Source organism: Terriglobia bacterium (assembly GCA_020073495.1).
In the GTDB taxonomy this organism is placed as follows: Bacteria; Acidobacteriota; Terriglobia; order Terriglobales; family Acidobacteriaceae; genus JAIQFD01.
Map to the genome: position 1 here is coordinate 720,277 of JAIQFD010000001.1, position 19,952 is coordinate 740,228.

Consider the following 19,952-nt stretch of genomic DNA (forward strand, 5'->3'; position numbering starts at 1 on the left):
CTCCTCCGAAGACTCTGCCAACAAAGAGATTGGTGGACCTGGTCGGGATCGAACCGACGACCTCTTCCATGCCATGGAAGCGCGCTCCCAGCTGCGCCACAGGCCCACACAAGGCGGGAAAACCGGCTGACGTCGTGCTTAAAGATTCTCGCCCAGGCTGCGCGCTTAGTCAAATGCCGGGCCGTTCTGATATTGACTGCAAGCCGGAGGTCTTTCACCGTTCTCTCAACAGGACGGTGACTCGGCTTGTGATCCGAGGTACCGGACCGAAGGTCAGCGGGCGGGGGTGCAAAACGGCCCTAAACGCCTGGGACGTGGGAACTTCCGCGGCTCCGGCGGCGTCTATATGTATGGAACGCAAGCAACTGCAGGGCTGTAGAAGGGCTGTTGTTGCCGTATCTGTATCCTGCTAACCTTGAGGTGTACACGCCATGAGATCCGTGGCGGGAGCAGCTACTTTGGGCAACTTGGCCAGCGCTATTGCAGCTCGGGCGGAAGAAGCCTCGGTGGTAGCCGAGCTGAAAGCCGGCTCCGAGGACGCTTACGCCTGGCTCATCGCGCAATTCCACCAGTCCATCTACAGCCTGGTGTATCGCGTGCTGAACGATCCCAGCGATGCGGCCGACGTCACCCAGGAAGTCTTCCTCAAGGTGTTCCGGGGCATGAAACATTTTAACGGCCAAGCCAGCCTGAAGACCTGGATCTACCGCATCGCCATCCACGAGGCTTCCAACCAGCGCCGCTGGTGGTTCCGCCACAAGAGCCGGGAACGCTCGCTGGAGCCGCTGGAGCCGCAAGAAAGCCGTGGCCTGGGAGAGTTCCTGGTGGACGACGCGGAGTCGCCGTTCGACGCCGTCTCGCATGAGGAAGTCCGTTCGCGCGTGGAGATGGAGCTGAAGCAGGTGCCCGAGCCGTACCGCACCACCGTGGTCCTGCGCGACATCGAGGAGTTCTCCTACGAGGAGATTGCGGAGATCCTGCAAGTCTCGCTGGGCACGGTGAAGTCGCGGCTGATGCGCGGCCGCGAAGCGCTGAAGAAACGCTTGACGGCATACGTCGAGCAAACCGGGCCGGAACTGGGATTGCGCGGTGGTTCTGCGGCGCGCTCCGCGAAAGCAGGCGCGGGAGTCACCGCCAGGAATATCGAGGTCACGTCATGAAGTGCACGGATATCCGGTCTTTGTTCTCGTCCTATCTGGATGGCGCGCTGACCGGCGGGCAGATGCAGAAATTGTCCGAGCACCTGGAAGGCTGCCCCGCTTGCACCGCCGATTACACAGAGCTGCGCCGAACCCAGCAGATGGTCGCCGCACTGGGGCGCAAGCGGCCGCCGGCGGACCTGGCGCTGAAGCTGCGGGTCGCCATTTCGCGCGAGGCTGCGCTGCGCCGCCAGCGTGCGTGGAACCGATGGTCGGTCCGTCTCGAGAATGCGTTGAACGGGTTCATGATCCCGGCGACGGCGGGCCTGGTCAGTGCCGTGATCTTCTTCGGGGTCATGATCGGCTTCTTCGCCCTGCCTTCGTCGGTCTCGGCTGCGGACCAGGAGGTGCCGATCTTCTATACTCCGCCGCAGCTGGCGACCGTGCCCGTGGAACCGGGGATCGCGAACGCCATTCCCGAGTCGCTGGTGGTCGAGACCCTGGTGGACGCCAAGGGGCGGGTGCAGGAGTACCGCATCATCTCCGGCCCCAAGGATGCTTCGCATTACACCACGCAGTTGGACAATGTGATGATCTTCACCACCTTCCGCCCGGCGACTTCGTTCGGGCGGCCGACGGTGGGCCGCGCGGTAGTGTCGTTTGCCAAGATCAACGTGAAGGGATAGGTCGGGCCCGGCGTTTGACGCTGGCCGGCGGCCGTGAAGTAAACTAGCTGAATCCCACCCAATCGAGGCTCCAGGAGGAGTGGTCTGGGTCTGTTTTTCCGAATCGTTGCGGTCTGCGCGCTGAGCCTGGCGCTGGCGGCGCCATCGCTGGCGCAGCAGGGCTCTGATCTCACACTGGACGTCAGCGAGACCCTGTTCAGCGTGACCGCCGCCATCAACGCCTGCAGCTACGACGCCGAATTGCGCGCTTCCGAACCGCTGCGCCAGCATGTGCGCGGCGAAGTGGCGCAGGCGGTGGAGCGCTCCGGCGCGGCGCGCGCGACGCGGGACGAGCTGTGCCGCTTCTACAAGGACCACCAGCAGCCGGATCCGGGGCTCGACCTGGCGCAATACGTCTCCCTGGCGCTGAACCTGGGAGCACCACCGCGCTTCGACCTGCTGCGGCGCGAATCCGACCTGCCGCCCGATGCCGCGTACGTCCTCGGCATGGTCCCCATCCTCCAGCGTTTTTACCCGCAGGCCGGTCTGGGCTCGATCTGGCAGAAGCATCGCGTCGACTACGAAGCCCTGGTGGAGCGGTACCACGAGCCGGTCGCCCGGATGATCCTGACCACCGACGTCTACTTGAAGATGCCGAGCAGCCGCTACGTCGGGCGCCAGTTCGACATCTACATCGAGCCGCTCGCCGCCCCCGGTCAGGTCAACTCCCGGAATTTCGGCAGCGACTACTTCATGGTCATTGCGCCGGAGAACGGGTCCCTCCGCATGCCGGAGATCCGTCATACCTACCTGCATTACCTGCTTGACCCGCTCACCCTCAAGCGCGCCAACTCGCTCAAGAAGCTCGATCCCTTGCTGTCGGCAGTCAAGAACGCTCCCATGGCCGACGAGTACAAGCACGACACCGCGCTGCTGGTGACCGAGTGCCTGATCCGCGCCATCGAGGCGCGAACGCTGCACGACGGCAAGGCGCCCGAGGCCGAGCAGCGTAAGCTGGTCGAGGTCTCGACGCGGGAAGGCTTCGTCCTGACCGGGTACTTCTACGCTGTGCTGGGGACGTTTGAAAAAGAACCGACGAGTCTGAAGGACGCGTTCGGTGACTTGCTGTACGGCATCGACGTCGGGCGCGAAAAGAAGCTGGCGTTGGAGATCCGTTTCAGCCCGCAAGCTTCTCCCGAGGTTGTGCGCGCATCCAGGCTGAGACGAGCACAGTTGCTGGATCTGGCGGAGGAGCGGCTGGTTTCCGGAGATCTTCGCTCCGCGGAACGCATGGCGCGGCAGGCGCTCGATGAGGGCAACGAGGACCCGGCGCGCGCCCTGTTCATCCTGGCGCGGGCCGCGACTCTGGACCGCGATGTCGAGGGCGCGCGCACCTACTTCGAGCGGACCCTGGCCGTCGCCCGCGAACCCAGGCTGGTGGCCTGGTCGCATATCTATCTGGGAAGGATCTTTGATCTACAGGACAACCGGGAATCGGCGGTGCAGCATTACCGTGCTGCACTGGCCGCCGGAGACACGACGCCCGATACCAAAGCAGCGGCCGAACATGGGTTGAAGGAACCTTACCAGCCGCCGGCGCAGCGTCGTTAGCAGCACCGCAATGAGGGCATACAATCCAGTTCGGAAAAAGGGAGTGATTCTAATGAAGCGAGTTCTTATTGCCGGAGCGGCCGTGCTGGCCATCGCCTCACTTGCCGCAGCGCAGGCGCAACCGGCAGGCAGCAGCGGCACGCAGACGAAGCCCGCGGCGCAAGCCCATCCCCCCGCACCCGCCCCGTTGAAGGGCGTCAAGCCGCCGCCGCAGGCCAAGACCCCGGAAGAGTACGCCGCCTTCAACACCGCCTTCGGCTCCGCGCAGGGTCCCGACCTGGCCGCCGGGGAAGCTGCCGCCCGCGAGTTCCAAGCCAAGTACCCGCAGAGCGAACTCGCCTCCCAGCTATACACGGTGGTGTTCTTCAACAGCATTCAGGCGAACAACGCGGACAAAGCGATTGACATGGGGCGCGAGGCATTGAAGCTAGAACCCACCAATCCGGTGGCCAGTGTTTACACCGCCACCGTGCTGGCGGAAACCACCCGCGAAACGGACATCGACGCCGCTGAGAAGTTCGACGAAGCCGTCAAGGATGCCAATGCTGGCCTGCAGAATGTGGACACAAGCCTGACGCTCGCAGCCAACGTCACCCAGGACCAGGTAGACGGCATCAGGGCCGACCTCAAGGCGCGCGCCTATGATGCGCTGGGTCTGATAGCCTTCAAGCGCAAGGACGATGCCGGCGCGGAAAAGTACCTCCGCCAGTCGCTGCAGGCGACGGGCGGGGCCGGCGATCCCATGACGCACCTCCGCCTCGCGGTCACGCTGGACCGCCAGGGCAAGTATGCTGAGGCGCTGACCGAGGCGAACAAGGCGGCTGCCACCGCCCCCCCAGACCAACCGGTGGCCAAGCAGGCGCAAGCCGAGGTCGACCGGCTGAAGAAGCTGACGGGTTCCGGCGGCACGGCGACTCCCGCGCCGCAGACGACCCCGAGGTAGCAGACGACTAGGTGGGGGCGCGACCCACGCGTCCCTGCCGCTCGCATCTATGGAACAGCAGAAAATCTCGGCGTTGGAGCATGCCCTGGGCCACCACTTTGGGCGGCCCGCACTCCTGGAACAGGCGCTCACCCACAGCTCACACGCGCACGAGTCGGAGGCACGCGCCGACGAGGGCCCCGGCGCCGCGGACAACGAGCAGCTCGAGTTCCTCGGCGATGCCGTGCTCGGCTTCGTGACCAGCCAGGTCCTGTTCGAGCGGTTCCCTCACTTCCAGGAAGGACAGCTCTCGAAGATGCGTGCCCACCTGGTGAGCGCGCGGCATCTCGTCCGCGTCGCCCGGGATCTCGACCTCGGCCGCTACCTGCGTCTGGGCCGGGGCGAAGAGAAGAGTGGGGGCCGCGCCAAGTCCGCCTTGCTGGTGGATGCGCTGGAAGCCGTATTGGCGGCGATGTACCTCGATTCCGGCATCGCAGTCCCGCAGCGCTTCATCGTCGAGCGCATCCTCAACCCCGAGTTGCAGCGTTTGGAGCAGCAGAGCGGCGGTGTCTTCCCGGTCACCGATCACAAGTCCGCCTTGCAGGAGTTCCTGCAGGGCGGGGGTCGCCCCCAGCCCATCTACTCGGTCGTCAAGGAGCAGGGCCCGGAACATAACAAGCTGTTCACGGTCGAGGTGCGGGTGCGCATGGGGACCAACGGCGCCGGAGACTACGTCACCCACGCCGAGGGGCCGACCAAGAAGACGGCGGAGCAGCGCGCCGCACGGCAGGCGCTTGCGGACTTGCGCGCGCTACCGGGGCAGGCGGCGCACGGAGCCGACGAATGAGCGAAGTGCCTCCCTACGCCCCCCCTCCGGAATCGTCCGCTCCGGCCCCCGCCCTCGAAGCGGCGCCGCAGCCCGCACTGCCGCCCGCTGACGTGCCCTTGCAAGAGCCGGAATCTTCCGGCGCCAGCATCCTCGGCTCGACACAGTCCCTGAGCGTGACCGTCGTCATCGCGGTGTTTGTGATCACTTTCCTCGTACAGGCCTTCCAGATCCCGTCTGAATCGATGGAGAACACACTGCTGATCGGCGACTACCTGCTGGTGGATAAGGTCCGCTTCGGGCACGGCGGAGTGTGGGGAAGGATCCTGCCCTATCGCGAGATCCAGCGCGGCGACATCATCGTGTTCCGCTACCCCGTCCATCCCTCGCAGCACTTCGTGAAGCGGGTGCTGGGTCTGCCGGGTGACCGCGTCCACCTGGTGAACAAGCGCGTCTTCGTGAATGGCCGGCCGGTCGAAGAAAACTACGTCGTCTACAACGGCCATGGGAAAGACGTCTACCGTGACGATTTCCCTTCCCCTGCCCATGCCGGCGGCTCTGTCGAGGCGCGCTGGTGGCTCCAGATGCGCAAATGGGTACACGAGGGCGAACTCGTCGTCCCCCCGGAAGCGTACTTCGTGCTAGGCGACAACCGAGACGAGAGCCTGGATAGCCGCTACTGGGGGTTCGTCCCGCGGGAAAACGTCATCGGCCGTCCCTTGATCATCTACTGGTCGGTGCGCCATCCCGACGGCCCTGAGAGCGCGTTCGCGGATGATACACTGTCGCGTTTCGCATTCGTGTTGACTCATCTGCTCCAGTTCACACGGTGGGACCGCACGTTCCGCATCGTGAAATAGCCGAAGGACAGCGCTTGGCCAAGAAGGCGAAAGAACCCGAAAAATCTGAGGGCAAGAAAAAGAAGCCGGAAGAAACTCCGGCCGAATTCGTCCAATCGCTGGCGGTCGTCCTGGTCACCGGCCTGTTCATCATCACCTTCATCCTCCAGGCGTTCGAGATCCCGTCGAGCTCCATGGAGGACACGCTCTTGATCGGCGACCATGTGTTCGTGGACCGTGTGGCGTACGCGCCCCGGGCGCGGTGGGCCGGCCCGCTCATGCCCTACCGCGACATCCGGCGCAACGACATCGTCGTGTTCCTCTCGCCGGCCGAAGCCGGACTGTTCGTGGTCAAGCGCATCATCGGCGTCCCCGGCGATCGCCTTCACCTCAAGGACGGTAAGGTTTACCTCAACGGCCAGCCGCAGGACGAGTCGTACGTCATCCGCAGCCGGGGCGACTACAACCCCTACCGCGACAACTTCCCGGACCTGCCGCCTTCGTTCGGCACCACCATCACGGCGGACTGGAACCTGGCCATGCACTCCCACATCCAGGACAGCGACCTGGTGGTCCCCGCCGGCAGCTACTTTGCGATGGGAGATAACCGCGACATAAGCTACGACAGCCGGTACTGGGGATTCATCCCGCGCGAGAACATCATCGGCCGCCCCATGTTCGTCTACTGGTCGTTCGAGACGCCAAAGGACCAATACCAGAAGACCAGCATGGGAGACCGGCTGGCGTTCATTGGGAAAGTGGTCATTCACTTCTTCGACCAGACTCGCTGGCGGCGAATGTTCAAGCTGGTGCGCTGAGATGTCCGCCGTCCCCCTGCCGGAGCCCGCGGGCGAAGGACCTCGTTTTGATTCCGCGAGGCGAACCCGACGCCGTATCGTATTCGCGCTGTTCGTCAGCCTCATGATTGCGCTCTTTGTTCCGCCGTACGTGAACTTGAAGCGCTTCCGCGCGCGCCTGGAAGGCTCGATCGGGGGCGCGCTCGGGCGCAAGGTCACCTTCGGCGCCGTCAGCCTCCGCCTGCTCCCCCGGCCGGGCTTCGACGTCCAGGACTTCGTCGTCTACGACGATCCGACGATCAGCGCCGAACCCATGCTGCGCGCCGAGACGGTGACGGCATCGTTGCGCCTGACTTCCCTGTGGGGAGGACGCCTGGAGATTGCCAGCCTCAGCCTTCGCTACACCAGCCTCAACCTGGTCCGGGCCGTCGACGGGCGCTGGAACGTAGAAGGGCTGCTGGCGCGCGCCTCGCAGGTGCCCACCGCTCCCACCGCCCTGGCCCGCGCCGAAGCCCGCCCGCGCTTTCCTTACATCGAAGCTGCGGCCGGACGTATCAACTTCAAGCTCGGGCAGGAGAAAAAGGCCTTCGCGCTCACCGACGCCGAATTCTCCCTCTGGCTGGCGCAGGAAGACGAATGGAACATGCGGCTCAACGCGCGCCCGGTGCGCACCGATTTCAACCTGAGTGACACCGGCCGAATCCGCGTCAGCGGTACCTTCCGCCGCGCCGGGGCGTTTCGGGAGACTCCGGTAAGCCTCCATCTGACGCTGGAGCGGGCGCAGCTCGGGCAACTCACCACGCTGGTTTATGACCGTGATCGCGGCTGGCGCGGCTCGGCCGATGTAACCGCCGATCTTGCCGGCACCCCGGCGAAGCTCCAGTTCGCGGTGGACGCCCGGGTCGATGACTTTCGCCGCTACGACATCATGAGCGGCGGGCCGTTCGCTCTCCGCACCAGATGCACCGGGAACTACTCCGTCGATGGCGAAACACTTTCCAACATGTTGTGCATCGTTCCCGCAGGGGATGGGCAGGTCACCCTGCGCGGGCAGATCGTCCACTTGTTCGGCGAGCGCCAGTACGGCCTCAGTATCGCAGCGAAGGATGTCCCCATGCAGGAGGTGGTGCGGTTCGCGCAGCACGCCAAGCGCGACCTGCCGGCCGATCTGGGCGCGGACGGAGATGTCGACGCCGCCTTCGCCCTGAAAACCGTGCCCGAGGACTCAAAGAGCATCCAGGCCTGGACTGGCGGGGGAAGCACCAACGGGTTCGTTCTCCGCTCCCAGACCCTTGACGCCGCTCTCGAGCTTGGCGCCATCAACTTCAGCTTCCAGCCCACCCTGGCGGGCGGGCCTCACCGCCGCGCGGCGCCGGATTATCAGCATCTGCAACTCGAAGTCGCTTCGTTTCCCGTTGCCCTAGGGGGCGCAGCGCCGGCCAGTGTCCACGCGACTGTGACTCGGGCCGGCTACTCGGTCAGCATTCAGGGTGACGCCGATCTCCGGCGTCTGCTCCGGGTCGCGCAGGGGCTGGGCGTGCCTGCGCCGCGGCGCGACATCCCCGGCGCCGCCCGCGTGGACCTAGACGTTGCTGGAGCCTGGGCCGGTTTCGGCTCGCCGTTGCCCGTGGGCACAGTCCAACTGAAGAACGTGACGGCGGAACTGCCGGGCGTCGCCGCTCCGCTCCATCTATCGTCGGCAGTGATCGCGCTGGCCCCCGACCGCGCGAGCATCACCAACATCATCGGCGCGTTTGAGAACCTGCACCTGGCGTTCGGGGGGGGGCTGCAATTTCCCCGCCGCTGCGACTTCGCCGCCACCTGTATCGTGCAGTTCGATCTCCGCTCCGACCAGCTCAGCACAGATGAGCTGAACCGCCTGCTGAATCCACAGTTGCGCAGCCGTCCCTGGTACCAGTTCGTCAGCGGCCAGGCTGCGAACGACATCGCTGCGGTGGGGCGGCTCCGCGCCGAGGGCCGCATCTTGATCGGCCGCTTGCTGCTCAAGTCGGTGGTGGTGACCCACGTCTCCGCACAGGTAAAGCTCGGGGACGGGCACTTGCTCCTCAGCGACGTTCGCGGCGAGCTGTTCGGCGGCAAGCAGCAGGGCCGCTGGCAGGCCGATTTCTCCGGCAACACGCCCGCCTACTCCGGCACGGGCACGCTCGACGGCATTTCGCTGGCGCAGATCTCGACCGCCATGCGTGACAACTGGGCCAGTGGCACGGCGCACGCCACCTACCAGGCCAGCCTGGCTGGCTGGAACGCGTCGGAGCTCTTGGAGTCGCTCTCCGGCATGCTGGACTTCCAGTGGCGCGACGGGGTCCTGCGCCACCTGTCGTTGCGCGGGTCGGAGGCGCTGCGCTTCCCTCGCTTGCGGGGCCACGCCGCCTTCGACGACGGCAAGCTCACTTTTACCGACAGCAGCATGGACACCGCTTCCGGCATCTATGAGGTCACTGGAACGGCGTCGCTTGCGCGGGAGCTCGATCTGAAGCTGACCCCGCGGATTGGGCCGGCGATCGCGGTCGAGGGCACGCTCCAAAAGCCGCAGGTCTCCGTCGAAAAGACGCCAACCGAGGCCGCCCTGCGGCGATGAAGCGGTGCACACGCGCACCCATCACCGATTGCGCCACCGTGCTGAGCGGCGTGGCCACGGAGAAGGATCCCTAAGAGGCGGCGGCCGCAGGCTGGCCGAAATCGACCTCCACCAGCGGGTAGCCCTTCTCTTTCCAGCCGAAGAAGCCGCCCAGCAGCGGCCGAACGCGCTGGATGCCCTTCGCTCTCAATTGCAGCGCCACACGGGCGCTGGTCGCTTCATTCGGTCAAGTGCAGTAAAGGATGATGTCCCGGTCGCGCGGGATCTCCTGGTGCCGCTGCTCCAGCTCCGCGGGCGCCATGCGCAGCGCGTTTCCGATGGTGGACGGATAGGGCAGAAAATCGAGCGGGTGCCGGAGATCCACGATGAACACGTCCTCGCCACGCTCCAGCATCCCCTTGAGCTCTTCGGGGGTGATGCGCGCCACCTCCAGCTCCTTCAGGAACGCCTTCCGCTGCCGGTACCGCCGGTAGATGTATAACCCGACCGCTGCGAACAGCAGCCAGATCAGGAAGGTCCCCACCTGGCCGACGTAAGCGGCGACGTCCTCCACCTGATGGCTGAAGATGTAGCCCAGGGCGCCGAAGGAGAAGGCCCAGAGCAGCGCGCCCAGCGCATCGAACAGCAGGAACCGGCCCAACCCCATGCGCACCACCGCCGACATGGGTGGCGCGGCCACGCTCAGCCCGGGAATGAACTTGGCCACCAGCAGTGTGCGCGGGCCGTACTTGGCAAACACGTCCTCGGTGCGGCGGACACACGAATCGGGCTCCAGAGAGATGCGGCAGAGCAGCTCCAGTACCTTCGCCCCCCGGCGCCTTCCCAGCGCATACCACAGCAGGTCCGCCGCCACCGAGACCGCCACCGAGCCCAGCAGCGCTCCACCGGCATTCATGTGTCCCATGCCGGCCAGCACGCCCGCTCCCAGCAGCACCGGGACCGCGGGCAGCGGCAGACCCACCTGCTCCGCGAATACCCACGCGAACAGGACGACGTACCCGTGTTGCACCAGGAATTCGAGGATCTCTTTCATGGTCTCTCGTTCATTGGAGTCGCGAACGGCCTGGAGGATTCAGAGTCCGCGGGCCGGACTGCGGTCGGGGTCTAGAGGCGGTTGATCACGGAGGCGACGTATCCCGCGCCAAAGCCGTTGTCGATGTTGACCACGCTCACGTTGGAGGCGCAGGAGTTGAGCATTCCCAACAAGGCCGCCAGGCCTTCAAAAGAAGCGCCATAGCCCACGCTGGTGGGCACAGCGATCACCGGCACGCGCACCAGGCCGCCCACCACGCTGGGCAACGCCCCTTCCATCCCCGCGCATACGATCACCACTCGCGCCCTGGTGAGGGCTTTGCGGTGCGCCAGCAGGCGATGGATCCCGGCGACGCCCACGTCGTAGACGTGCTCCACGTCGTTGCCCATCACCTCGGCCGTGACCACCGCCTCTTCGGCGACGGGGATGTCGCTGGTGCCGGCCGACACCACCGCGATCGTTCCCTTCCCGTACTTCTTCCGATCCTGCTGCAAAACAATGGCGCGCGCCAGCTCGTGGTACTCGGTCTTGGGTAACGCGGCATGCACGGCATCGTAGTGCTCGCGGGTGGCGCGCGTGGCCAGGACGTTGGTTTTGTGCCGCGCCAGCCGTGCGAAGATCTCCGCCACCTGGCCCGGCGGCTTCCCCGCCGCCAGCACCACCTCCGGCATGCCCGCGCGCAGCACGCGATGGTGGTCCACCTTGGCGAACCCTAGATCTTCGAACGGAAGATGCCGCAGACGCGAGACGGCCTCGTCCGCCGAGAGCTTTCCCCGGCGGACGTCTTCGAACAATCTGCGGATGGATTCAGCCTTCACGGGAGCACTCGGCAATCGCCAATCAGCCAATGAGATTATCACCTCGACCGGCACTCCATGGGGTGAGTGCTGAATGCTGATGGCTGGCTGTTCTCAGGCTAGAACGCGCTGCCGGGGGACGCGCGACCGCCGGACGACGTCGAAGTACATCTTCCTCGCCGAATCGGCGGCAGCCAGCTTGCGGAAGAACAATGCGCGGATGTACCGCTTCGACAGGCGTCCGGCGACGTAGGCGTCGTACAGCTCGCTGCCCAGCATGTGGCCGAGCTTCTCGGTGACGAAAACAAACCTCTCATCGCGGTAGCGGATGCCATCGCGCAGCAGTTGCGGCATCTGGAAGTATCGGCGAAAGTTTGTCTCCCAGTCCTTGTGCAGGACGAGGAAGTCGATCGTCTCCATGAACTCGCGGTAGCCGTCGAAGCGCTGCTCGACCGATTCGCAAGGCTGCGTGTACAGCGCGTACAGGTCTGCCTCGCGCACCGGCGGACGTTCGGGGCTGAGCACCCGCGAACCGAAATAGGCGAGCGCCTCTTCCAGCGTGCGCTGGTAAAAGACGTACTCGGCAAGGGCGTCGTCGCTTGGAGCGGCGGACTCCGTCACGCTCCCGGCCCACCCGGAGCACGCTGCGTGCACGAAGCGCACCGCCTCTTCGGCCCCGCCCACCATCTGGAACTCGCGCACGAACACCGTGTTGACCCGGGGCAGGTAGCAGCATCCGTGCGTTTTGAGACGCGTCAGGACCTCTCGTTGCTCGAGCTCCGTGGCGCGCTTGCGCGCCAGCTGGCGGCGCAGCTGGTCTTCGGCCGCCACGCTGCACACCTCCGGCATCTGGTCCACGAGATAGCGTGGCTGGGTGCCGTTCTGCGAAGCATAGGTATCGATGTGCAGGAAGCGTGCCATCGCGTCCACCAGGTTGTAGATAGTGGGCTCCAGGTCGGGCCCGGTCCGGCGCTCCTGCCGCCAGCGTTCGATGCATTGCCGGTAACTCTCGTACTTCTCCAGCGGCGTGGCGTTGAAGGCGCAGACGACTCCTTCTGTTACCTGCACGGCTTCTACTCGGTCTACTTGCTCGCCCGCCGCCTTCCAGAACAGCGCGTCCACGTTCTGCAGGACGGTGAGCAGGCGGGCATCCGGCAGGCGCAGCCGCACCTGCTCCGGCAGATGGCCGGGCGCAAGGTGCGACTCGCCGAACAGCGCCACAACGGGCGCGCCCGGATGGCGCTCGCGGATCTCGGCCAGCTTGGCGGCGGCGTGGCGGTCTCGCGCCGCGATCTTGCGCAGGTCGTCACGCGGAGGGCAGTCCAATCCATACGCCGCGACTCCAGACCGCCGCGCCGCCTCCAGCACCCCCAGGAACGGCTCCCACTCGTAGCTCCACTCCAGGTCGAAGCGGATACGTTCCCGCAGCTCGTCGTTGTCGATCTCGCCCGCAAGCCATTCGTCCAGGATGTGCTGGTCGCGCGCGTAGATGAATTCGACGCCGAGCACGACCGGCTGCCCGGCCGCTCCCGACTCGTGGATGAGGTTAGCGGTGAATTCCTGCGAGCGTCGGAGGGAGTGGTAGTCGCCCACCAGCAGGACGTCGGAACTGCGGATCCTCCCCCGCAGCTCGCTTTCGCTGAGAATCGTCTCGTACGAGCGGTAGGAAGCGGCGAAATCGCGCAAGTATTTCCTGCGGCCATTGGGGTCAGTGGCCTGGATTTCGCGCTGCAATGCGGCCAGGGCGTGCAACTGTCCCGCGCTGCGGCGCCGCGATCGGATTCCCGCTGATGGCGCCATATTCGCTCGTGCAAGTCACTGATCCTTAAAGGTTTCCTTGACTTGCCTGAGTTCCGCTCCCTATCCTCAATCTTCCGCCTGTCCACGGAACAGCTACTTGATTGGATGGCGGCAAAAGCATGAGGGACGCCCCCCAGAACCTCACCGTCGCGAGCACCGGCGCCAGCGGGTCAGTGTTCCTTCGTCACCTGCTGTTGGCCGTGGAACGCGATCAGCGGGTTCACACCGTGAACTTTATCGTCTCCGATAGCGGCTTACGAGTAATCGCCGAGGAACTGGGGTTGCGCGGCCGCAGCCGGCTGGTCGAGCAGATCCTGGGCAAGAAGTCGAAGAAGATCCAGCCGCAGAACAACGACGACATCGGGGCCAACGTGGCCAGCGGCTCCTATCCGACCGACGCCATGATCGTGATCCCGTGCAGCATGGGCACGCTGGCGCGGATCGCCAACGGCACCGCCGAGCGGCTCATCGAGCGCGCCGCCGACGTTTGCATGAAGGAGCGCCGCCCGCTGGTGCTCTGCGTGCGCGAGACGCCGCTGAACAAGGTCCACATCCGCAACCTGGGACTCGCTGCCGACGCCGGCGCCACCATTTATCCCCTCATCCCCACCTTCTACAACAAGCCCCAGGATTCGGAGGAGATGGCGCGCGAGTTCGCCAATCGGGTGCTGGCGCACATGGGCCTGCCTCAAAACGAAGCGTATCGCTGGAAGGGATAGCCGCAAAAAGCGCGAAGCGCAATGCCCGTCAGCACTGCGCTTCGCCGGTAAGCTGTTGGGATTGGCCTGAGGCGGTCCACTCTATGAATCGTGGCCCGAGGCAGCCTCCATCACAGCCGGAAGTTGCAAGGACATTAGAGCGTTCGCCCTAAGCCTCAGCCACCTCACCTGATCTCGATCTACTATGGCTTTCCAAACTCATCGGACCACCTCCTTTCCGGTGTAAGCGCACATTAGTACACATCAAAAATCGGAGTCAAGTGGCTCGATGGATTCAGATCAGCCGATCTGCGGCGCCAGGCGGACACCCGGGACTCGGTTCTGCGACGCCCGTACGATCTTCTCTCCCAGCTTGGCCCACACCCACATGTACACGCCGGGGACCTGGCGGAACCGCAGCTCGTACCCGGTCACGAAAAACCTCTTCTTCGGCTCGATCTCAAGTTCCTCCCAGGGAATGAGGAGCGGCGGATGTCCGGCTCGAAGCAGGAAGAACATCGCCACATACAGCCCCTGGGCGTTCCCTCCGAAGGTCAGACAATTGTTGTAGTGGCTCAAGTAGCGCATCTGCACGCTCTGGAAGTACCACTTCTCGCCTTCGAACGGCGCGTTCGCGCCATAGCGCTCCGCCAGCAGCGACCACCCGCTCAGCCGCGCGACGAGGGATATAACCAGCCATCCCCACGCCACTACGAACAGGGGGATCACCCACGGGTTCGCGCGCAGAAACTCGTCCACCGGTCCCTTCGCGGCCGTGGCGATGATCACTTCTCACTCCGTGCGAAGCCCTTGCGGATGACCTCTGCCGCCGACTCCGCGATGTCGAAGGTCCTCAGCTCGGTCCGGCTGACCCAGCGCACCGCGCTGACGTCGCTGCCGGCCCGCGCTTCGCCCGCGATCCTCCGGCACAGGAAATCCACCAGCACGTAGTGGTAGCGCGTCTTCCCCTCGTCGTCGGGAATGATGCGATCGACGACTTCAAGCACTTCTCCTACTTCGACCTTGAGGCCAGTCTCTTCCAGGGCCTCGCGCGCGGCGCCGGCGCGCAGCGTCTCGCCCAGTTCCAGCACGCCGCCGGGGATCGACCACTGCCCCTTGAGCGGCTCGGTGGCGCGGCGTACCACCAGCGCGCGGTCGCCGTCCACGATCACGGCTCCGACGCCGACGATCGGCCGATCGGGATAATCTCTCTTCATCGCGATGACTGGAACGATCCTCGAGCGCCGGTGATCAGGTCCCGGGGCGCGACCTCGACGATGCGCCACCCGTTCGCGCCCCGTTCGAAGGTGAACCGGGCCTGCCCCGCAGTACGCGTCGGGGGGACCGCATTGAGGGCGAAGCTCTCCTCGATCTGCAGCTCCACGGCCGCCGCGCCGCCTGCCCCCTCGATGGTCGTGCTCACGATCCGGTAATGGACACGGAACGAATCGTGCTGGCTCAGCCGCGCTCGAATTCGATCCGCGAATGTCCCGTAATCGGAGAAATGCTGCGCATCGAATGCGGAGAGCAGCACCTTGGGATTCCGGCGCGTGAATCCGTCCGCGATGCGCGACAGGAGAGCGGTCGCGACCTCCTCCGAGTAGTTCTCGGCCATCAGCGCGGCGGGTTGGCGCGCCGGCTTCGCCTTCTTGGCGGGCGCTTCAGAGCTGCTGGCCGCCGCCTGCCCTGGCGCGGGCGGTTGAGCGCTTCCCGATTGTTGTCCTGCCGCGAATGTCGCGGCGAGTACGGCCAAGGTGACGGATCTCATTCGCATCATTTTGTCTTCATGTCGTACACGCCGTCCCAATCTTCCGCCGGGGATTCGGCGCAGAACTCGATACAGCGCTGCAACAGCACCTGCGACGGACCGTCGTGGGGATACTTCGCCAGCAGGGCCTCGAACAATTTTAAGGCCTTGTCCCACTCATGCCGGCGATACGCGGCCAGCGCTTCTTCGTACTCCTCCAGCAGGTCAGCGAATTTCTCCCGCTCCGGCAGGAACCCCATGAGCTCGTAGATCGCCACCGGCTGCATCTTTCCCATCACCCGGATGCGGTCCAGCTCGCGGCACACGAACCCACTCCGGATCTGCTCGTAGGTGAATTCGCTGACGATGACCGGGCAGTGATATTCCTTGGTCATGCCCTCCAGCCGCGACGCCAGGTTCACGTTGTCTCCCATCACCGTCCAGGAAAGCCTCTTCTCCGAACCCATGTTGCCCACATTGACCGGGCCCGTATTGAGCCCGATGCCGATACTGAGCTGCTTCTTCCCCGCCGCCGCCCAGGCGGCGTTCATCTCGGCCAGCCGGTCGAGCATGTTGAGCGCGCACGATGCCCCGCGCATGGCGTGCTCCTCCTGTGGATACGGCGAGTTCCAGAACGCCATCAGAGCGTCGCCGATGTACTTGTCGAGCGTGCCCCACGATTTGAAAAGGACATCGGTCATCTGGCCCAGATACTCGTTGAGCACGCTCACCAGCTCTTCCGGTGTCATGTCCTCGGCGATGGTGGTGAACGACCGGATGTCGCTGAACATCACGGTGATCTCCCGCCGCTCGCCGCCCGGTTTGAAGTACCGTTCCGGGTCCTGCTCCAGCAGCGCGATCACCCCCGGCGCCACGTACTGCCCGAAAGCGTGGCGGATCTTCCGCTTCTCTCTCTCCTCGAAGATCATGCGGAAGCTGGTGACCGCGGCGTAGTTGGCGACCAACACGCCCGCCGGCAGCACGAAGCTCAGCCACAGGCTGAATCGGGCAAATGTTTCGTACACGACTGCTGCAAACACGGCCAACGCCACGATGGCGACTACCGTCGAGGTGATCGGCTTCGCGTGCCCGAACAAGTACCCCAGCCCCAGCCCGAAGGCCAGCAGGAAGGCGAGGTCGATCATTTCCTCGCGCCTTCCGTGGGTGAGGAATCCGCGCCCCTTCTCGCCGTTATGCAGGATGTTGTCGATGATGTTGGCGTGGATCTCTACTCCCATGTAATCCGCGCTCTGAAATGGCGTGGGCCGTATGTCGCCGATGCCGAGAGCGGTTGAGCCTAGCAGCACGATCTTGTTCCGGAAAGTCTGTGGAGGCAGCGCACCATTCATCACATCGACCATGGAGTAATGCTGGTAGGTGCGGAATGGCCCGGCGAAGTTGATCAGCATGGTGGCGTCGGGGCGCGTTTTCAGCACGTGCTGGCCCATCTGGACGTTGTCGAGGCCGGTCGGCCCCATCCACCCGATGATTTGCTCGTTGGGGATCTCCTCGTATTGCCGGACCGCCTCCAGGGCTAGGGAGGGGTACCACTCGAAGTTCTGGTAGCGGACCAGCAGGATCGCGCGACGGTAGGTGCCGTCCCCGTCGGGCTCGTTGTTGAAGAATCCGTACGACCGCGCCGCCTCCGCGATGATCCGGATGTTCGGCTCGATGCTTACAAAGACTTTCCCCAAGTGGCCTTGCCTGGGGTCAGACCACGCGGTATTGAGATCGAACTTGCCCGCATCCGGCAGTGGCCGCATCTGCGGGAAGGGCTGCCCCCAGAGGATGTTGTAGTAATCCTCCGCTGCTTGCGGGTCCTGCGATTTCGCGCGCACGGCATCCAGGAAGATGTGTCCGAGGATCACGTTCTCTGCGTGTTTCATCGACTCGGCCAGGATGGCGTCGTTGTCGCTGGTGCGTTCGATCTCGCGGATGCGGTCGACGACCGCCGCAGGAGCCCTCCCGTGCACCTCCGCTTCGAGTTTCTTCAGCGCCTCGACCGCGGAATTTTTCTCCGGCTTAGGGAAGACGATGTCGAACGCGACTATGCTGGCCCCATCCTTTTTCAGGTTCTCGATAACCCGCGCGTAGGCATTGCGCGCGATCGGAAATGACCCGACCTTCTCCAGCGTTTTCTCGTCAAGGTCCACGATCACGATGCGTGGATCGTGCGGCCTCTCGCCGCGCAGGACGAAACGGGCGTCCAGCGAACGCAGCTCGACGTTCTGGATGAATGAGACGGCGGCCGCGCTGCTGCCCAGGACTTGAGCGTAGTAGAAGATCAACACCCCGACCGCGGTCACCACCAGGGAGATACCGACGTCCAGCCGCTTGTACCAGGACTTTCCGGTGACCACCGCGCCCGGCGGCCCTTGTGGCTTCTTATCCCACAGCTTCATTCTTCCGAAGCCTATCCCAAAATGCCGCTACAAACAAAAGGCGCGGCCTGCGCCGCGCCCACCCGCTCCTGCTGCCCCCAGGACTCCGGACCGATTACAGTTGCAGCCCTTTGCCCCACTGGTTGTCGAAGATCACCTTGGACATCGCGAACCGTCCCCCATAGGGCTTGTCGTCGCCCTTGCGCCGCCCCACCGCCAGCAGCGCCACCACCCGCACCTCGTTGGGGATATTCAGGACCTGCTTCACCTTGTCTTCCCAGAATCCTTCCATCGGCGCAGTGTCATATCCCAGGCACTCCGCCATCCACATCATCGTGGTGTAGGCGATCATCACGTGGCGGTTCACCCACACGTGCGTGTTGCCGCTGATGCCGCCCGCTTCGCCTCCCGCGCCGCTGAGCAGCCCGGTGACGGCTTTGCGCGCACCCTCATTGCCCGCCTCCGGGAAGCCATGCTCGTTGCCCATGCGCAGCATCTCCTCCAGATCACCCTTCTTCCAGCCCTGCGGATCGCCGCAGGCCACGATGATCACCGGAGCTTCCTCCACCCTGGGTTGTCCCATCGCCGCTTCGCGCAGCCGTTTGCGCTGTTCCGCATCGCGCACCACCACGAAGCGCCAGGGCTGCAGGTTGTAGCCGCTCGGCGCTTCCATGCCCGCCTGCAAGATCTTCTTGAGGTCTTCCTCGTGGATGGGAGTGGATTCAAAATGACCGGTCGCGCGGCGCTCGCGCACCGCCTCGCTCAATGGTCTCTCGCTTGCGACTTTCGCCATGATTGTTGCCTCGCGTCGGATTATTTCAATGTCAAAGTAGATTCCGAAGTCCCGCTGCCGGCTTCAGAAAATCTTCGACTGTGCGCTCCCTGGAGGGTTCCGCCGATCGGCGAACGCTCAATACTACGGGCGGCCTCGCGGTCGCCTTTGTTCTTCCGGAGCGCGGACGGCGGATGGCCGGCTGCTATTTCACGTCCTTCATCGCCAGCATGGAACCGTAATCCCGCCCCGAGGGCTCGGTGGCGCGCGCCACCACGCCCGCGAAGGCTTCCCGATACTCCGGGTACTGCGTCGTCAGCGCCTTGATCACGTTCACGTTATCGGCGTAGGCCTGCTGCGTGTTCGAGACATCCGGCGATCGGTACCTCACCAGCAGGTACAGGTCGTTGTCCACCGGGACCATGGAGACGTATGTGACCTTGAAGCTCTTCCCTGTCCCCGCAAGGTCCACCGGCCCATTGAAGGGAAGATCGTTCGGGCGCATCGGCGCCATCTCGTCCACCAGCCGGTCGAGCTGGCGTGTGCTCATGAAGTCCAGCGGCGAAGTCAGGTCCCATGCCGCCAGGTAATAGAACCACGCGTTGTGGATCTCGGCCCGCGCCTTGAAGTCTCGCGCTGTTTGCAGGAACCAGGCCGCGTCGTGCCCCGCCAGTTGCGTCGGCTTCAGGTAGAAGCCGGCCAGCTTCCAGCTCCCCTCATCCTTCAGGATCTGCGTCAGGAGGAACGGCATCTTTGGCGCGGTGATGTCCTCGATCACGATGGCGTACCGCCCCGGCGGCAGGTTTGTGATGCTGAACCCCGTCGCTTCCGGCGAGTTTATGATGCCGCAGAAGAACCCCGCGGTCTCCAGCGGCTGCGATCCCCTGGCTTCCAGCAGGTACAGGCTGCGGATCTTCGCCGTCCCGCCCGCCAGGCTTGGTTTGTATTCCCCGATCAGCGCCTCGATCGCGCCGAAATTCGCCGCCAGGCTGCCGGTCGAGATCTGCCGCAGGTTGAAGGCGTTGCCCTGCACGGCGTCAGTGGTGAATTGCTGCGCCGCGCGCTCGATGTTCGCGCGCATCGCGGGATCGAGCTCGCCGGCCGTCGAGCAAGACGTTTTGCCGGCCTCCATCTGCGCCGTTGCCGCCCACGCCCAAACCAGCAGGAACCACGCCACCAGGGTTTTGCGGATCATAACCGTGTTGCCGCTTTCCGGACGCTACTCTGGGAGAGATGCGTCTCCGTCCGTTTCTGATGTCCAACCCGCGCTCCCAGCCGCATCCTGGGCCTTATCCAGGACCATGCGCTCGCCGCGGGCCGCTTGGG

Annotated in this window: 18 protein-coding genes and 1 tRNA gene; 9 read left to right on the forward strand and 10 right to left on the reverse strand. The window is 64.7% G+C overall.

All coding sequences use genetic code 11. The features are described from left to right. Positions 1 to 30 precede the first annotated feature (30 nt). A tRNA-Ala gene (locus LAN37_03285) sits at positions 31 to 106 on the reverse strand. Positions 107 to 431: 325 nt separating this feature from the next. On the opposite strand from LAN37_03285, the gene LAN37_03290 reads away from it, so the two are divergent. The 8 genes from LAN37_03290 to LAN37_03325 all read left to right on the forward strand — a co-directional run bounded on the left by LAN37_03290 (position 432) and on the right by LAN37_03325 (position 9,398). Then, entirely contained in the window at positions 432 to 1,160 is a 729-nt protein-coding gene (locus LAN37_03290; GenBank protein ID MBZ5646231.1) for a sigma-70 family RNA polymerase sigma factor, read from the forward strand. Next, positions 1,157 to 1,825 carry a zf-HC2 domain-containing protein gene (locus LAN37_03295; protein MBZ5646232.1) on the forward strand — a complete coding sequence of 223 codons (669 nt, stop codon included), beginning with the start codon at positions 1,157 to 1,159 and terminating at the stop codon, positions 1,823 to 1,825. Before LAN37_03290 ends, LAN37_03295 begins: the two co-directional genes overlap by 4 nt. 201 nt (positions 1,826 to 2,026) lie before the next feature. Beyond that, positions 2,027 to 3,415, forward strand: a complete 1,389-nt coding sequence (locus tag LAN37_03300; GenBank protein ID MBZ5646233.1) for a tetratricopeptide repeat protein — start codon at positions 2,027 to 2,029, stop codon at positions 3,413 to 3,415. 52 nt (positions 3,416 to 3,467) lie between these two features. Beyond that, positions 3,468 to 4,358: a tetratricopeptide repeat protein gene (locus LAN37_03305; protein MBZ5646234.1), complete on the forward strand. Its 891-nt coding sequence runs from the start codon at positions 3,468 to 3,470 to the stop codon at positions 4,356 to 4,358. A 49-nt stretch (positions 4,359 to 4,407) separates the two neighbouring features. Beyond that, the gene (gene rnc / locus LAN37_03310; protein ID MBZ5646235.1) at positions 4,408 to 5,184 is read left to right on the forward strand and encodes a ribonuclease III; all 777 of its coding nucleotides are present in this window, start codon (positions 4,408 to 4,410) and stop codon (positions 5,182 to 5,184) included. Continuing rightward, a complete protein-coding gene (gene lepB / locus LAN37_03315; GenBank protein ID MBZ5646236.1) occupies positions 5,181 to 6,023 on the forward strand; it encodes a signal peptidase I in 843 nt (280 codons plus the stop codon). Before rnc ends, lepB (LAN37_03315) begins: the two co-directional genes overlap by 4 nt. Positions 6,024 to 6,037: 14 nt before the next feature. Continuing rightward, positions 6,038 to 6,820, forward strand: coding sequence for a signal peptidase I (gene lepB / locus LAN37_03320; GenBank protein ID MBZ5646237.1), 783 nt, complete (start codon positions 6,038 to 6,040; stop codon positions 6,818 to 6,820). A 1-nt stretch (position 6,821) separates the two neighbouring features. Beyond that, positions 6,822 to 9,398 (forward strand): AsmA family protein, encoded by a 2,577-nt coding sequence (locus tag LAN37_03325; GenBank protein MBZ5646238.1) that lies wholly within the window; start codon positions 6,822 to 6,824, stop codon positions 9,396 to 9,398. Between the two features lie 226 nt (positions 9,399 to 9,624). On the opposite strand, the gene LAN37_03330 is transcribed toward LAN37_03325, so the two are convergent. From LAN37_03330 to LAN37_03340, 3 genes are all read right to left on the reverse strand, one after another. Next, positions 9,625 to 10,431, reverse strand: coding sequence for a VTT domain-containing protein (locus LAN37_03330; GenBank protein MBZ5646239.1), 807 nt, complete (start codon positions 10,429 to 10,431; stop codon positions 9,625 to 9,627). Between the two features lie 71 nt (positions 10,432 to 10,502). Further along, the gene (larB, locus tag LAN37_03335) at positions 10,503 to 11,249 is read right to left on the reverse strand and encodes a nickel pincer cofactor biosynthesis protein LarB (protein MBZ5646240.1); all 747 of its coding nucleotides are present in this window, start codon (positions 11,247 to 11,249) and stop codon (positions 10,503 to 10,505) included. 93 nt (positions 11,250 to 11,342) lie between these two features. Beyond that, positions 11,343 to 13,028, reverse strand: coding sequence for a ChaN family lipoprotein (locus LAN37_03340; protein MBZ5646241.1), 1,686 nt, complete (start codon positions 13,026 to 13,028; stop codon positions 11,343 to 11,345). A 119-nt stretch (positions 13,029 to 13,147) separates the two neighbouring features. On the opposite strand from LAN37_03340, the gene LAN37_03345 reads away from it, so the two are divergent. Next, positions 13,148 to 13,747, forward strand: coding sequence for a UbiX family flavin prenyltransferase (locus LAN37_03345; protein ID MBZ5646242.1), 600 nt, complete (start codon positions 13,148 to 13,150; stop codon positions 13,745 to 13,747). Between the two features lie 279 nt (positions 13,748 to 14,026). Here the strand turns inward: LAN37_03345 and LAN37_03350 are convergent, their stop codons facing one another. From LAN37_03350 to LAN37_03375, 6 genes are all read right to left on the reverse strand, one after another. Continuing rightward, entirely contained in the window at positions 14,027 to 14,515 is a 489-nt protein-coding gene (locus LAN37_03350; GenBank protein MBZ5646243.1) for a hypothetical protein, read from the reverse strand. Further along, positions 14,512 to 14,943 carry an NUDIX hydrolase gene (locus LAN37_03355; GenBank protein ID MBZ5646244.1) on the reverse strand — a complete coding sequence of 144 codons (432 nt, stop codon included), beginning with the start codon at positions 14,941 to 14,943 and terminating at the stop codon, positions 14,512 to 14,514. Before LAN37_03355 ends, LAN37_03350 begins: the two co-directional genes overlap by 4 nt. Further along, complete coding sequence (locus LAN37_03360; GenBank protein ID MBZ5646245.1) at positions 14,940 to 15,494, reverse strand: hypothetical protein; 555 nt, start codon at positions 15,492 to 15,494, stop codon at positions 14,940 to 14,942. The genes LAN37_03355 and LAN37_03360 overlap by 4 nt, the downstream gene beginning before the upstream one ends. Positions 15,495 to 15,499: 5 nt before the next feature. Next, the gene (locus LAN37_03365; GenBank protein ID MBZ5646246.1) at positions 15,500 to 17,875 is read right to left on the reverse strand and encodes an adenylate/guanylate cyclase domain-containing protein; all 2,376 of its coding nucleotides are present in this window, start codon (positions 17,873 to 17,875) and stop codon (positions 15,500 to 15,502) included. Between the two features lie 94 nt (positions 17,876 to 17,969). Next, positions 17,970 to 18,647 (reverse strand): nitroreductase family protein, encoded by a 678-nt coding sequence (locus tag LAN37_03370; GenBank protein MBZ5646247.1) that lies wholly within the window; start codon positions 18,645 to 18,647, stop codon positions 17,970 to 17,972. 184 nt (positions 18,648 to 18,831) lie between these two features. Continuing rightward, the gene (locus tag LAN37_03375) at positions 18,832 to 19,821 is read right to left on the reverse strand and encodes a hypothetical protein (protein MBZ5646248.1); all 990 of its coding nucleotides are present in this window, start codon (positions 19,819 to 19,821) and stop codon (positions 18,832 to 18,834) included. Between the last annotated feature and the right edge of the window lie 131 nt (positions 19,822 to 19,952).